The 15163-nt window shown below is 37.0% G+C and carries 12 protein-coding genes and 1 pseudogene; 4 read left to right on the top strand and 9 right to left on the bottom strand.

What is annotated here, in order from left to right:
* Positions 1–392 precede the first annotated feature (392 nt).
* Complete coding sequence (locus tag JOC76_RS28350; RefSeq protein ID WP_205182129.1) at positions 393–962, bottom strand: histidine phosphatase family protein; 570 nt, start codon at positions 960–962, stop codon at positions 393–395.
* A gap of 351 nt (positions 963–1313) precedes the next feature.
* On the opposite strand from JOC76_RS28350, the pseudogene JOC76_RS28345 reads away from it, so the two are divergent.
* Positions 1314–2529 (top strand): annotated as a pseudogene (locus JOC76_RS28345) (IS110 family RNA-guided transposase).
* A 71-nt stretch (positions 2530–2600) separates the two neighbouring features.
* Here JOC76_RS28345 and JOC76_RS28340 read toward each other — a convergent pair.
* The 6 genes from JOC76_RS28340 to JOC76_RS28315 form a co-directional block, all read right to left on the bottom strand.
* Positions 2601–2801: a hypothetical protein gene (locus JOC76_RS28340; RefSeq protein ID WP_205182128.1), complete on the bottom strand. Its 201-nt coding sequence runs from the start codon at positions 2799–2801 to the stop codon at positions 2601–2603.
* Positions 2743–2913: a DUF6980 family protein gene (locus JOC76_RS31010; protein ID WP_372442022.1), complete on the bottom strand. Its 171-nt coding sequence runs from the start codon at positions 2911–2913 to the stop codon at positions 2743–2745. Before JOC76_RS31010 ends, JOC76_RS28340 begins: the two co-directional genes overlap by 59 nt.
* Positions 2914–3056: 143 nt before the next feature.
* Positions 3057–3539: a CBO0543 family protein gene (locus tag JOC76_RS28330; RefSeq protein WP_205182126.1), complete on the bottom strand. Its 483-nt coding sequence runs from the start codon at positions 3537–3539 to the stop codon at positions 3057–3059.
* A gap of 192 nt (positions 3540–3731) precedes the next feature.
* A complete protein-coding gene (locus JOC76_RS28325; protein WP_205182125.1) occupies positions 3732–4115 on the bottom strand; it encodes a DUF1259 domain-containing protein in 384 nt (127 codons plus the stop codon).
* A gap of 131 nt (positions 4116–4246) precedes the next feature.
* A complete protein-coding gene (locus JOC76_RS28320) occupies positions 4247–5239 on the bottom strand; it encodes a zinc-dependent alcohol dehydrogenase family protein (protein WP_205182124.1) in 993 nt (330 codons plus the stop codon).
* Between the two features lie 152 nt (positions 5240–5391).
* Positions 5392–5931 (bottom strand): TetR/AcrR family transcriptional regulator, encoded by a 540-nt coding sequence (locus JOC76_RS28315; RefSeq protein WP_205182123.1) that lies wholly within the window; start codon positions 5929–5931, stop codon positions 5392–5394.
* Positions 5932–6126: 195 nt separating this feature from the next.
* On the opposite strand from JOC76_RS28315, the gene JOC76_RS28310 reads away from it, so the two are divergent.
* The 3 genes from JOC76_RS28310 (at position 6127) to JOC76_RS28300 (ending at position 9556) form a co-directional block, all read left to right on the top strand.
* Positions 6127–7308 carry an MFS transporter gene (locus JOC76_RS28310; protein ID WP_205182122.1) on the top strand — a complete coding sequence of 394 codons (1182 nt, stop codon included), beginning with the start codon at positions 6127–6129 and terminating at the stop codon, positions 7306–7308.
* A gap of 156 nt (positions 7309–7464) precedes the next feature.
* Positions 7465–8652 (top strand): MFS transporter, encoded by a 1188-nt coding sequence (locus JOC76_RS28305; protein WP_205182121.1) that lies wholly within the window; start codon positions 7465–7467, stop codon positions 8650–8652.
* Between the two features lie 409 nt (positions 8653–9061).
* Positions 9062–9556, top strand: coding sequence for a hypothetical protein (locus JOC76_RS28300; protein ID WP_205182120.1), 495 nt, complete (start codon positions 9062–9064; stop codon positions 9554–9556).
* A 494-nt stretch (positions 9557–10050) separates the two neighbouring features.
* On the opposite strand, the gene JOC76_RS28295 is transcribed toward JOC76_RS28300, so the two are convergent.
* Positions 10051–11853, bottom strand: coding sequence for a reverse transcriptase/maturase family protein (locus tag JOC76_RS28295; protein WP_205182119.1), 1803 nt, complete (start codon positions 11851–11853; stop codon positions 10051–10053).
* Between the two features lie 632 nt (positions 11854–12485).
* Positions 12486–14258 (bottom strand): group II intron reverse transcriptase/maturase, encoded by a 1773-nt coding sequence (ltrA, locus tag JOC76_RS28290; RefSeq protein ID WP_205182143.1) that lies wholly within the window; start codon positions 14256–14258, stop codon positions 12486–12488.
* Between the last annotated feature and the right edge of the window lie 905 nt (positions 14259–15163).

The following is a 15163-nucleotide window of genomic DNA, read 5'->3' as shown; positions in this document are numbered from 1 at the left end:
CCGGTAGGGTATCCCGAGTTGCCGTATCATATCAATGTGTAACGTGCCAAGGTCTCTGACCCCAGAGAGGTTATATCCTTCTTGCCTCTGACGAAGAATATAATGTAGCTTTCTGCACGCAGGTAAGACATCAGCCCTCTCAGTTTACTAACGTTATGGAGCTCAATCCCTTCAACCATTTGGCTTTCGGCCCGCTACCTAACTGTCTACGCTTAAAGACTAAAGTTACCGTTAGCCCTCCAAGACTCGCTACGAGCGAATGGCTAGTTCTTACTCGGCGGGAATCCCACCCGCTATATGATACGACCTAGGCTCGGCCGCACACCTGCACGTTAGCTCAATAACAAAAAAGGATTGCCGCAGCAATCCTCTTTCTTCCACTATTGCATCTGTTAGTTTAACAAGGAAAACGTCATACAATTCCAATGCTTTGCATCCCTTTTTCTTATACCTTTCCAGCCCTTTTTTTGTAACTCTTTAGCGATTAACATATTAAAAAAACCGTGTCCAACTAATACCACCGATTTATATTCATTAGCGTAGTCAATTAGCTGTTGTGATGCCTTATTTGCCCTGGATTTTGCTTTATTCAAAGACTCGCACTCGTATGAATAGCCACTGAACCATAGAATTCTTAATACAATCGCCCAGATACTAGGCTTTAACTTTACATTAAATAATTGCGATGAATTAGAAGGTAACTCAGTTTCTCGGAATAAAGGGTCAGAAATGATTTTCGTTACTGGTTTTAATAATCTTGCTGACTCAACAGCCCTTTTTAAATCACTCGTAATAACAATATTTGCAGTTGCAACCTTTTCAAGGGTTGCTGAGGGATATGCTGACTCTTCATACACTCCAAGGTAATCATACTTTTCAACCCACTTCTTAAATTCCAAACTAGTTACTTTTTCATTTTCAGTTAGTTGTGATTTTCCATGTCTAATCAATGATATTTCCATAATTCTTCTCCTCGAATTTGCACGTACTTACAACCATTAACTGTTATTCTATAAAAGAATTAAGGAATCCTTCTTCAACTAAACTGCCCGTTAGCCATCCATGAATCGCTAAAAAACAGCTCTTCACCACAAAGAATGAAAATGTATTGAATCCGTCCATACTTGTTCTAAGGCTGGGAGAGGAAGGTCGATACATTATGGTGCCATAGAGCCCATCCGTTAGTCTGACTCCAACGACCACGGTGCATCACAAACTGTCGCTCCCTTGCGGGAAGCACTCATGGTAGATTAATCCTTATTCTGATTGTTGCACCAGCCTCCAATTTACAAGCCTAGAAAGGAAGAATTTCAATGGATGTAATCATTGAAAGAGCATGTGGTATGGATGTTCATAAGGATAATATCACTGCGTGTATTATGACACCTGATGGAAAGGAGATTCAAACGTTTTCTACTAAAACAGTATTTCTGCTTAAGTTAATTGACTGGGTTAAGGAACATGGTTGTACCCATGTCGCAATGGAAAGCACCAGTGTTTATTGGAAACCTATTGTTAACCTACTGGAATCTGAAGGAATTGAGTTTTTAGTTGTAAACGCCCAACACATGAAGGCACTCCCAGGTCGTAAGACTGATGTTAAAGATGCCGAATGGATTGCACAACTTCTTCGCCATGGTCTACTCAAAGCGAGTTTCATTCCCAATCGGACTCAAAGAGAGCTGCGAGAACTTGTTCGCTATCGGCGTAGTATTATAGAAGAACGTGCAAGACAACATAATCGGATTCAAAAAGTTTTAGAAGGAGCCAATATCAAACTTGGTTCTGTTGTATCAGATATTATGGGGGTTTCATCCAAGGATATGCTTCGAGCAATTGCAGATGGCGAAGATGATCCTGAAAAGCTAGCAAACTTCGCTTCGTACAATGAAAAAGAAAAAAGAACAACTTGAATTAGCACTTCAGGGCTATGTTAACCCACATCAACGATTAATGCTCAAAACGATTTTGACTCACATTGATTTTCTAACTGAGCAAATTGAAATGTTAGATCAAGAGATTGCCCAAAGAGTCAGCTCTTACGAAGAAGATATTGAAAGACTAGATTCAATACCTGGAATCGCCAGAAGAATGGCTGAACAAATCCTGGCTGAAATCGGTACTGATGTTAAAAACCAATTTCCAACTGCGGAACATCTTTGTTCGTGGGCAGCTCTCGTACCTGGACATAACGAAAGTGCTGGAAAAAGAAAATCAACTAGATCGAAAAAAGGAAATAAGTATTTAAAATCAGCATTAACTGAAGCAGCTCAATCAGTCAGGGGTTCAAAAAACTATCTTGGTGCATTGTATCGACGAACAGCTGGGCGAAAAGGAAACAAAAGAGCAGCTATTGTAGTTGCCCATGCGATATTGCGGATCGCATATTACCTGTTAACTAGAAAAGAAATGTATGTAGACTTAGGTGAAGACTACTTTGATAAACAAAGACAGGTATCTATTGTACGCCATTCGGTTCGAAGATTAGAAAACTTAGGCTATACGGTTACAATAACAGAGGCTTCCTAATCCTTCAAACAAGTATATAACACCATGGATCAGACGCTCCTCCCCTTTTTAAAAAGATGAATAAGCTGCGTCTATTTAAGTATTGCCATTTTTCGGATCTCACAGAAGTTAATTTTCATGGTAGTTGAATAAAGAGAAAAAGGACTGCCGAAAAACAGCCCGATTGTTGTCAAGGTAAAGCACCCCGTTACTTCAACAAGGAAGATTATTATTTCAAATTTTCGAACCACACCAAGGGCAAAAAGAAATGCCGATACTTGATGTGCCACCATCATGAATTATCAAACCATAGTCATTATTCTTTTCATCAAAAAAGATTATCTTGTCGGGACATTTAAATGGGTTCTTATGTATATCACACTCAAAATTGGCATGATAAGCCATATCCTTACAACAATGTTTTTTCATAATTTCATTTCTCCTTATTTCGTTCAACCCGTTTGTTTAAGTGTAGCTCTTCGCAAACCAAAACAATGTGATAAAAAACTAAAAGAGAAGCAGCTCTCTAGACTAGGTCTGCTTCTCTTTTAGTTCTGTTTTCGTCCACATCCAGATTTCTGCAAGATTGCATCTACAATCTTTAAATTTCCAAGCAGAAGTAAGTAAAGGAAGGGGTAGGAGAAAGCGGAGTAAAGCAAGTTATAATCCTTTCCGTAATACATGTATCCCATCTTTAGGAATGTCCACTCAAAGCCAGTAGAAGCTACTGACCATATCAATATGTAAGCTGCTGCCCACCACTTGGATTTATCGTATGGATAGAAGTTCAGCATGATGACAGCTGCCGCAGGATACAAACCAACGCTAACAAGTAAAGTTGGTGCATCTACAAACCATCGTGAAAAGAATCCATACCAGTCCAGCATGTCTGTCCATCGGTCTACTTTCGTTTGTATAAGCATGCTGGTCACGATTGTTGCATACATATCAATTGGCTTTAATTTCTTTTTCATACATATGGCAACTGTATTGAAGACAATAACACATAAGAATAAATACCAGTACCACATAAAAACACCTAGCTTTCCTAACTACTACCAATAGGATTTCCTGGTGCCTCCTTTTTATTTATTATTAATCTTCTTCATATAAGCGTTAGATTACCTTTTTATCTCGAACTACTTCTTCCACTAATCTGTCAGTTAGCTCAATAAGAAAAAAGAGCTGCAGGTCCATTCATCGATCTACAACTCTTGGACCCGTTAACTCTTTAACGCTCTTCTGACTTTCCTTGCAAAATCTAATGGATTGTCAACAGCTTCGATATTAACGTAAATTAAATTCGGAGTATCAAAAAACCACTCATTGTGTATGGAAGAAACTTTTATTCCTTGCTTAAGAATGGAAGCAACAAAAATATCGACTTCTCTTTGCAAGAGTGCTACCCTACCTAGGCACAATGCTCGTCCAGTCAGATTATCTCTTGATTCAAATGAGAAAGAAGAGGTTACTCTGAAAGGTTTTCCTAAAATTATTGCCTGGACTTCATTTCGATTTATGGTTGCCACACATTTTCCGCCCGCAAATCCCTCTTGCCCACCGATAATTCTAGCAAACTCTTGACAAATTAATTCATCATTAGACACAGCTATTCATCTCCTTCCCTAGTATTACTAGGATATGAATAAATGAATAGTTCCGTAACGGACATGTTTCTATTTTGTAATAAAAATTTACGATGTTAACCTAACGCACCCGTTTGTTGAACAAGAATGACTCAGCAACTTGTTAAAAATACTTTCCCTTTTGTTTTAATAGAAAATTCAACAGCGTCAATTGCCTTTTTGACATCCGACAAGTCGTACTTAGAATCAACCATCATCAAACGTAATTTTTCACCTTCTATTAGCCGTATTAAATGATTAAAAGTTTCTTGCCATTTTTTTGCTGAGACATTTTTATTCCAATTCCGTAAATGAAACATATTCGCATTCACTTTTGCTTGATTTACAATATCTGCCCAATTTACTTGTACCCCTGATAAAAGACCGATTGTTAAAAACTGTCCATTAGGGCGGACACAAAAAGCTAATTCATTACCATCCGAACCTCCAACAGAATCAATGGCAGCATCTGCACCCATCCCATTTGTTAATTCCATAACGGTTTCATTTAGACTACTTATAGAGGTATCTATCACATTAGAAGCACCGAGATGAAGTAATTCCTCTGTGTACTTATTATTTCTAGTCACTGCAATTAATTGAAAACCTAAAATCTTTGATAATTGAGCAAAAATGTGCCCAATAGAAGAACCACATGCGTTAACCAATAAAACATCATTTGTCCTTAGTTTTAAAACTTCCGTACAAACCACCCACGCTGTAACGGGATTAATATACATTTGTGATGCCGTAAAATCATCAATTGAATCAGGTATAGGAACGGCAAATTCTACTGTTGTCTTAACAAACTCTTGCCATGTACCTTCCCCACGCAAAGGTAAAACCCGTTTACCAATAAGGTTTTTTGAAACAAAAGGACCTACATCCTCTACAATCCCAACTCCTTCATAACCAGGAATATTAGGTAAAGAAATTCGATGAGAATACGCCCCTCTAATTGGAATTAAATCAGATGGATTGATAGGTCGTGCCAACATTCGAACAAGAACTTCATTATCTTTTGGTGGTTCAATGGTTTTATATTCAATTTTTAACACATCTTTAGGGCTACCGAATTCGTAGAAATTAATATATTTTGCGTCCAAAACAATAAGGGCTCCTTAATATAAATTAGAATTTTTTAATTATAGCATTTTTGACTAAACTGCCATTTACTTCAATAAAAAAAACATCCCTTATTAAAGGAATACATCATTTAGCTTAAGTGAAGTCCTTCACATTTTTATTTAGGAGTAACCTATACAATCCTCTCTAACAAAATCCCCATTTCTTTTGCCATAACATAAGGCGGATAAGGCATTCCTTCTTTTAACCAAGATTCCAATATCCCTACGTATGCATTTGCAGCGAATTTAACAATAATATCTGCATTTAAACTGTGATTTTTGGTTTTATCTACCTCATCCTTGAACGCTTCGATAAGAAACTCTAGGAACTTTCTGCGAAAAGAAGGAGCCGCTTTACTTGCTAGCATTGTAGAAAAGAATAAATAGTTACTCTCAAAGTATTCGAAATAAGTTTTAGTCGCATCTACCCACTCCATTTCACATACCCTTTCGGTTGTTTCCCAAAGCTTGTTTATGTGTTCATCAATCATTTTATCCAGTAAATCGTATTTATCCATGTAATGAAGATAAATGGTTCCTCGATTAACATCTGCTCTGTCGGCAATATCTTGTATGGTTATATCGTCAAAGTTTTTTTCTGTCATCAGTTCAGTAACAGCTTTTTTTATGGCTATTTGGCTTTTGGTTATTCTCCTATCCATTTTAGGCATCTTAAACCCCCAATGCTTTCCAAAAAAAATTAACAATTTGGATTATTTTGTTGAGTAATCAACAAATTGCGTTAAATTAACGATTGATAGTATCCAGTATCTTTTTATAATTATAAACAGATGTTGATTTTGGAACAATATTTTTTTACAAACTGGTGGGGTAAGCTTATCCTCTTACCCAAGGAGGAATTCCAATTGGAACGACTATGGACGAAGTCTTATATTTATTTGATTCTGGGGATGTTTTTCCTGTTTTGCTCATTTTATATGCTTTATCCCACGTTACCACTGTTTATTAAGGAGATAGGTGGCAACGAATCACAAGTAGGTCTGGCGATGGGGGCGTATATGTTAGCTTCCGTTATTTTTCGACCATTTGTCGGAGGATTGCTAGACCGCTTTGGCAGGCGTCGGTTTATTGTCTTGGGATTGTTATTCTTCACGGTAGCAATGTATATGTACAATTGGGTGGAAGGAATCGTTATTTTAATGGTACTCAGAATATTACATGGACTGACCTGGGCAGTATCCACAACTTCCATTAGCACAACGGTTACGGATTTGATTCCGTCCACCCGCCGCGGAGAAGGTATGGGGTGGTCAGGAATGGCTACAACTTTAGCTATGGCAATCGCTCCGATGTTGGGTGTTTGGGTTACACAGAACCTTTCATACCACTCTCTATTTTTAATAGCAGTCGTGCTCTCATCTATAGCACTATTTTTAACGTTCGGTGCAAAAATGACTTTTAAGCCGCAAAAAAGTAGAAGGAAAATTGAACTTTTCGAAAAGTCGGTCTTACCCATTACGGCATCGGTCTTTTTGCTGTTTATCTCTTATGGGGGCATTACAAGTTTTGTACCGCTGTTTACTCAATCGATCAAAGTCAATTCGGGTACTTTTTTTATGGTATATGCAGCCACACTTGTCCTAAGCCGTCCCATTGCTGGAAAACTTTCAGACAGGTACGGTGAGACGTTTGTCATTATACCTGCAAAAGTAATGACGATTTTTGCTTTGCTTGTCTTGTGTATATCGACCTCTTTATTCGGAGTGATCATGTCAGCGATTATGTACGGTATTGGTTTTGGTTCTGCGCAACCTGCTCTTCAAGCGGTAATCATACGTCTAGTCGGTCCAGAACGTGCTGGTGTTGCGAATGCTTCCTTTTCAATTGGTTCGGATCTTGGTATTGGGCTAGGAGCAATGATTTTAGGCTGGGTTTCCCAATATACTACTTATCAAGTAGTGTTTACGGTCAGCGCAGTCTCAGTCGTAGTTTCCCTGATAATGTTCACTTTTTTTAGCAAACGTTTGTTGAAAAACAATAAACTTCACCCTCATAATAAAGGTTCTCTAGCATCGAAATCAGGTTGACGGAGTTTCCATAAGTAATCCATTACAGAAATTGAAATGTGCTAATAAATGAGGGATAAATAAAAGATTACTACCCCCTTGACTTCGTGTTACTCGAAGGTGATAGATTTACAATAGTTCACATTGCTGAATACATAATCAGGGAGGTTGATTTTATTGAGTAGGCAAAATCATTTGCTTATTTTTATCTTAACACTTGGAGTTTTTGGTATTTTAAACACTGAAATGGGCGTTGTTGGGATATTACCTGTCATTGCTGATCACTTTCAGGTTAGTATAACCAGAGCAGGATTGCTAGTGAGTCTTTTTGCTCTTGGTGTTTCTATATCAGGCACTACGTTGCCCTTATTGTTTTCTGGTATAAATCGAAAAAATGTAATGTTACTTGTATTGGGCGTTTTCGTTCTAGGCAACATTGTCTCCATTTTTGCAGGTAATTTTACAATTTTATTAATCGCTCGTGTTATTCCAGCCTTTTTCCATCCAATTTATTGTTCATTGGCTTTGACTGTGGCTGCTACATCAGTTAGCAAGGAGCAAGCTCCAAAAGCTGTTTCTAAAGTAATGTTGGGAGTAAATGCCGGAATGGTGCTTGGTGTGCCAATCGCAACTTTTATTGCAAATACAGCTTCGTTAGAAATGTCCATGTCGTTTTTTGCTTTCGTCAATGTTATCGCATTCATTGCTACCTTGTTGTTTGTTCCATCCATACCTGTTATGCAAAAACATTCTTATGGATCTCAATTAAGCGTATTAAAAAAATCCATTACCTGGTTATCCATTGCAACTGTTGTCTTTATAGGTTCAGCAAGATCTGGGGTTAATAGTTACATCGCTGACTATCTCCAAACCATTGGTCTTATATCTGGCAAAACTTTAAGTCTAGTGTTATTTTTCTTTGGTCTAGCAAACATAGTGGGAAACCTTGTGGCAGGGAAATTACTTACTAAAAATGCAATAAAAACAGTAAGATATTATCCAATTGTATTAGGAATTGTTTACATCTTAGCATTCTTTATGCCAAAATCCGCAGGACCTATGATTATAATCATTGTTATGATTTGGGGAATATTATTTTCTCTAGGCAATAATCTCAATCAATATTGGATTATTTCGGCAGCTCCAGAAGCCCCTGATTTCGCTAATGGATTATTTCTATCTTGCGGTAACCTAGGAATTACAATCGGCACAGGTGTAGGTGGATTATTTATATCAGGAATGGGGATAAAATACGTCGTAGTAGATGGATTTCTATTCTTGCTATTGAGTTTATTGGCTATTTTACTGAGAAGCTACATGCAGAGTCCTGCAAAGAATTCTCAGGGAACAGCTAACATTCTATAAACCAATTCGAAATATAATAGAAACAAAACCCGATTTTTCTTTAAAAAAGTTCGGGTTTTTTCTATACCTTTGTGAAGATTTGTACTTAAAGTAAACTGCCAGTTAGTTCAATAATTAAGGTCATCCAAGAGGAAACATGTTGGATAAGAATAAAGCATAGAAAAAAGGACTAATCAATTTGATTAGTCACAGAAACAGAATAAATATTCGTGGTCAATTTTTTCTTGAAAATAACACCAAGCTGTCTTAATTGAGGATTAACTATTATTCAACTAGATGTAAGAACTATAGTGATAGAAGTAGTGAGAGGGACGGGCTATATTACTAGGACCACCCATCCTCATGGTACATATAATAAATTACTTACATCTAAAGTAAAGGGGAATTTGTAAATATGAGTGAACACTCCATGAAGAATTATATTGGCAAAGCAATCAAAGTTGATCGGGATGGCCCAGAATCCAGAGTTGGAAAGTTATTGCATGTGGGTGAGGATTATATTGTCATTCTTACTGATGATGAGGTCGTTTACTACAACAGTCATCATATTAAAAATTTTACTGAAAGTGCAACAGGTAATATGAACATCAATACTGAAGTTCCGGAAGACCTCGAACTTAAAGAAGCACATAGTTTTAAAGGATTGTTTAAATGCTCCAAATATAGTTGGATCAAAATTAATCGTGGCGGTCCAAATACTGTAGAGGGGTTACTAGCTGGTTTAGAAGATAATTTTGTTGTTTTAGTGAATTGCGAAGAGATTATTCGTGTTACCCTTTACCACATCAACAATATCAGTTATGGACGGACAAAATCCGAACAAGATGAATCAAATGATGAATCAAATTATGAATCAGGTTATGAATCAAGTGATGAATCAAGTTCAAGTTCAAGTTCAAATTAAGTCCCACGGGGTTATTGAGGACGAGTAGTAACTAAGGTTAGTGGTTAATGGTTTTATAAACCTACCTTTATCCAGATTTTTAATAATAATTCTGATGAAAATTAAGAAAATCCCACTGTATTACGGTGGGATTTTCTTTTGTATTAGGAAGGAAGAAACATGTTAGTATTTTAGGATATGTGAACTAAGCGAGAATTAGCACGGTGTTTTTGGCAATTAAAAAATGCCGGTTATGGCAGTATGTTTTTTGAATGTAAAAAGCCGAAAATATGTAAGAAATGAATAAAAACTTGCATATTTTCGTCTTATTTATTATTTGGGATATTGATACAGATAGGTAAGGGTTTGAAGTTATCTCCGCCTTTTCCCCCTGTTCACACCGTACGTGAGGTAGAGTAGGCACCCAGCGAGTTACTACCGAAGGTAGTACTTTTCCAAGTACCTCTCCCAGAACCGAGCGTGCAAGTTTCCTATGCACTCGGCTCGCCAGTAAATTAATTATCAGTGATTTTCTTCCCGTTATAAGTACCTGTATGGATTTTTGTATGACAAGTTTTGCAAACAGCTAGGGTTTTTCTTCTTATTGTAATCATGCGTTTCATCCATTCAGGTTTTTCTTTTCTATCGTCTCTTTCTAGGTCTTTTAGTTTTCGAATATGATGCATTTCAATATTTCCTTTTGTGCCGCATAATTCACAGATGTTTTTGAGTAATCTGTCAACCAATTGGCTTCTCTTATTGAAAATAGAGGTTATGATTGGCATGTCCTCTATTGTTGTATTCTTTTTATAACCTAGTTTGATCCCTCCAAAATAAGCCTCCAATGGTTTCTTTCCTTCACGTTCTACTTTTACCTGAAGCACTTTGTATTTTCCATCTTTAGTTTTACGATATGCTCCGTATTTCTTGAAGATTTTGTTTACAGTTGTCTTATACTTGTTGGCTAGAGTGTATGCTAATGAGAGCTCTAAAGTTCTTTTAAATCCTGAAAGTTTATGAGCATTATAAGCTAGAAGGTAATATTGAGCGAAACCTCGGAATTCTGCTTGAAATTGGCTAATAATATCATAGTCTGAAAAGATAGTTCTTTCTTTCCGATGTTTCGGTTTTCCTTTTGCCTTATATTCTTTCATTTTATTATGGATTTTTTCGTTAGGAATGCTTAATCCGATGACACCATTAATGATACGTTGTCCACGTTTATCCCTTTTGGTGTCTTCGTGTAAAACGTGTATATCATACCCTAAGAATCTTGCTTTCTCGTTTCTCGCATGGGTGATTAACGTCTTTTCGGCACTTAAATTCAATTTAAGTGTTGAAACCAGAAATTGTTTTATTTCTTCTTTGATTGTTTCTGCGTCACTCTTCTTCCCCGAAACACCTATAAGCCAATCATCTGCGTACCTTATATAGTAAAGGCGCTTAAAGTTTGGGTCATTTGGGTCTTTTGAGGGCATTTTTTGAATTTGGCTCCTAATTTGTTTGATTTTTTTCCAATTTTCTTGTCTCCGAAATTTTCGAATTTGATTTTTTAATTGGACGTATTCTTTGTTTTCAGCTCGTCTTGTTCCAAAATTATATTTTGGCATTAGCTGTTGCTCTACGAACTTATCTAAAATATCCATATAAATATTTGAGAGTAAAGGGCTTAAAATACCGCCTTGTGGACAGCCACTTATGGTAGAGTTATATTTCCAATCGTCTATATAACCACTTTTTAGTAAGTTTTTAATTAGTCTAAGGAAACGATTGTCATCGATTTTCTTTTCCATGATTCTGATGAGAATTTCATGGTCGATACTTCCGAAACAGTCGCTAATATCTCCCTCGACAAACCATTTCACACTTTTCCATCCATCTTTGTTTTTAATAGCTTCAAGGGCAGTCTGACATCCTCGACTATTTCGGAAACCATGTGATTTATCACTAAATTGAGGTTCATAATAAGGTTCGAGTATGAGTCGAATTACTTCTTGGAGGAGTTTATCTGACCATGTTGGAAGTCCTAGCGGTCGAAGTTTTCCGTTTTTCTTCGGGATATGAACTCGTTTCACAGGCTTCCATCTATACGATTCTGTTTTGAGTTTATCGATAATGTCGTCAATTTTCTTGAGCGACATACTATCTACGGTTTCTCCGTTAACTCCTTTAGTCATCGCACCATCATTTGAATAGATATTTTGGTAGGCTATTAGATAGAGTTCTTTATTAAAGAGCATACGATAGATTCTTTCGACAGGAAGGTTTTTCTTGCCTCTAACACTGACGATACTCAACACTTTTTCGGCTGACTGCATTTCGCATACCTCCAAGGAATGGTATCCTAATTACCTGTTTCCCTTCCCCTACTTTTTAAAGTCAATGGCACATATTACGGTCCATCTGTGCGTAATCCATTACAGATTCACATTGGGTACTACGGAAACTCCGTTCCCCTAGGAGTCTCCTCCCTTAGGGAATCCCATGTTCTTTACAATAGGAACGTATAAGTGTAACTTAGGTTCTTCATTCATCACCTTGATTAAGTTCATTACTTAATGTCCTGTAACCTTGGATTTCATCAGACGAAAGTCGTATCTGACTATGTTATAGGCAAGGAGTGTTTAGACTGTGTATCCTTGAGTGTGCGGGTTCCACCACTGGTGATTGAAGTTCAAACAGTTTAGCTTTAACCATATTACACAGAACTAGCAGAGCAATACTCTTATCAGTCTTCGAGTGATCTCTGCGTTGCCTCCATGCTCTTGTCCCCTCGCCCTTTCAGGTCTAGGTAAGAAGGCTGTTCTCAAAGCATTTCCAAGAGCTTTGGTTCGATATTCGAACGATTCCAGGTCGTAAATGACATGGCGCACACTTTCACCTCATACGGCGTTCCAACTAATCCAAAACATTCATTTCTATGCATTCTGTGAAGCAAGTTTATTTCCAATCAGATTCTGAAGTTTTTGCAAAGGTTTCGGAGTTTATTTACTTTTTCTAATTGTTTAACCTTCAATTTTAAAACATCAAGAAGAGATTTGATTTTATCAATATCTTTCAGATGTACGAGTTGATGAACCGTTTCATGCAACACTATCAAATTTGAATACCTGTCATCCTTTGAAATGTGATAAGGAATCATGTGATGACAGTGCCAATCGCTCTTTCCAAGTGCTACTCCAGTGACTCCACACTTGCCGTATTGGGCTATGAACTTACTGATGCGGTTGTCGTTATATTCAATGGTTCGATTTGGAATAAAGTTTTTCATGACATAGCTTAACACGCTCTTGTTAATCGCCTTTAAATTGTTGTGTATTTTCTTTCTACCTTCGGTAGTATAATTACATATATTTTGCGAGAAACAGAGATTTGTTCTATGACGTTGGGCATAGATAGGGACAAACACCATGTTTTGAACCTTAAAGTATTGTGGTGAATATCCTTTATATCGTTTTTGGAGCGTGCTGGTCATATCATTAAACTTTGCTTCTGTTCTGACATTCTTTAGTCGATTATATAGAGTCTTGTTTAAATGGGAGGACAACTCACTTAAATTATTGGAAATGTTAGTGGCTGCTGCGTAATAGTTTTGGATACCCATTACGACTGTGTTATAGTGCCAAACAGTTTCAGTACAAGGCTTTTTCTGAATTGCCTTTATAGAATCTTTAATTTTAATGAGTGCATTAGATTTAGCTTTCTTCGTCATATTTGATTGGGCTACAAATCCAAACCTTGTTTTTCCTTTTCTAATCGCTCGAAAGGAAAAGCCAAGGAATTCGGAAGAATTCTTCTTTAAGTTGATGACCTTTGATTTTTCTTCACTTGTCTCAAGATGTAATCTATTTTTAAGAAAGTCCTTAATGGCATAATTCATTTTAATCGCTTGCGAACGAGTACGGCATATTACCTTGAAATCATCGGCATATCTTACGATGTAACATTCTTTTAAGTTTGACTTCTTAAGTTCTTTTACTCTACTACCATTATGTTTATAATCATGGTTGCTCTTAAACGTTTCCCATTGATTACTTACCCACCAATCAAGTTCATTCAAAACGATATTCGATAAAAATGGTGAAAGTATGCCCCCTTGCGGGGTCCCTTTTGTTGGTACGCCTTCTCCTTTAATTTCTGCTTTTAATAGCTTTGAAATTATAGAGAGTAGAGGTTTGTCCTTAATTCCTAGTGACCATATTTGTTTTAGTAATTTATTATGGTGCACGTTATCAAAAAATCCTTTTATGTCTACATCTATGCAGTGATAAAGACCCACCATATTGATAAGCGATTCAAATCTTGCCTTGGCATGGTGGGTACTTCTATTTGGTCTAAAGCCATAACTATGTTTATGAAATTTTGCATCACAAATGGGTTCTAGAACTTGTAAGATACATTGTTGAATAATTCTATCCCATATTGTTGGGATTCCTAATGGTCTTACTTTTCCATTTGCTTTAGGAATGAAAACTCGCCGAACACTTTCTGGTCCGTAATATTTGAGCATAACCTGAACGTGTTCGATTACTTCTTCTACCGACAAAAATTTAATATCATTAATCGTTAACTTGTTTGTCCCTGCTGTTTTACTCCCAGTATTTCTTTTGATGTTTCGATAAGCAAGACGTATATTTTCATTTGAGCTGATCAGTTTCATTAAGTCATAGAAATTTTGACCATCGACACTTTGAGCATATAAATTGTCAATACAATGCTGCATATCGAAATACTCATTGTGTCTCAATTTCTTCCATTTTAACAAGTCGGTGACTCCCTTGGGAGTTGAACCTCTTTTAGTCTCACAAGAACCTTATTAATCGATAAAGAACTGTCTTACATGGTTGAATGATTCTTTTTAGTCTAGTGGCTATCCCTCTAGGTGGATTAGACCTTTCATTGGTACTGTGCCACCACTTTCACTGATACGAAGACAAGTTATACAATAACTATTGTCATTACTGCTTTCCTAATCACCGCTTCATCAAGAGTTAGCTCTCCGCGTTATCAGCTTACAACGTTGAATTATATCTATTATGGAATGAATTTAGGTGCTTCCTCTAAGCCTGTTAGCCGTCCATATGCCTGTAACATATCATGGATTTTCATATTAACTAGTTTTACTTATCCACTGCTAACCTCACAATTTGGTGATATACACATTTCTATGTATTGTGCTTATAGACCCGTACATTCAGAAGTTTGTCAGCTTAACCCTTTATTGTAGGTTGTTTCGCATACTCACCATATTCATTCAACCCAAGCATCATGATTTACACCACCCCATCGGGTAGGCTTTCGTCAGCTTAACCTGTTACGGTAAATTCTTACACCTTTTTGCCGAGCTTATAACACTGCCATTCTAACTAAATCAAGTGCTATTCGACTAAGAGAGAACCCTTCAGGGCGTTACTCCATCATTTGATTCTTCGATATAATCCTTCAGTTCCGAGAGGAACTGTCTGACCTTTACCTGAGTATTGTGACCAATCTCAATTTGAGCCAGAAACATTTCGCACAACAAAAGCACCCATTAGCCATCCATGAATCGCTAAAAAACAGCTCTTCACCACAAAGAATGAAAATGTATTGAATCCGTCCATACTTGTTCTAAGGCTGGGAGAGGAA

The sequence above is a fragment of the Neobacillus cucumis genome, from assembly GCF_016908975.1.
In the GTDB taxonomy this organism is placed as follows: domain Bacteria; phylum Bacillota; class Bacilli; order Bacillales; family Cytobacillaceae; genus Neobacillus; species Neobacillus cucumis.
This window is presented reverse-complemented; position numbering and strand designations above follow the sequence as displayed.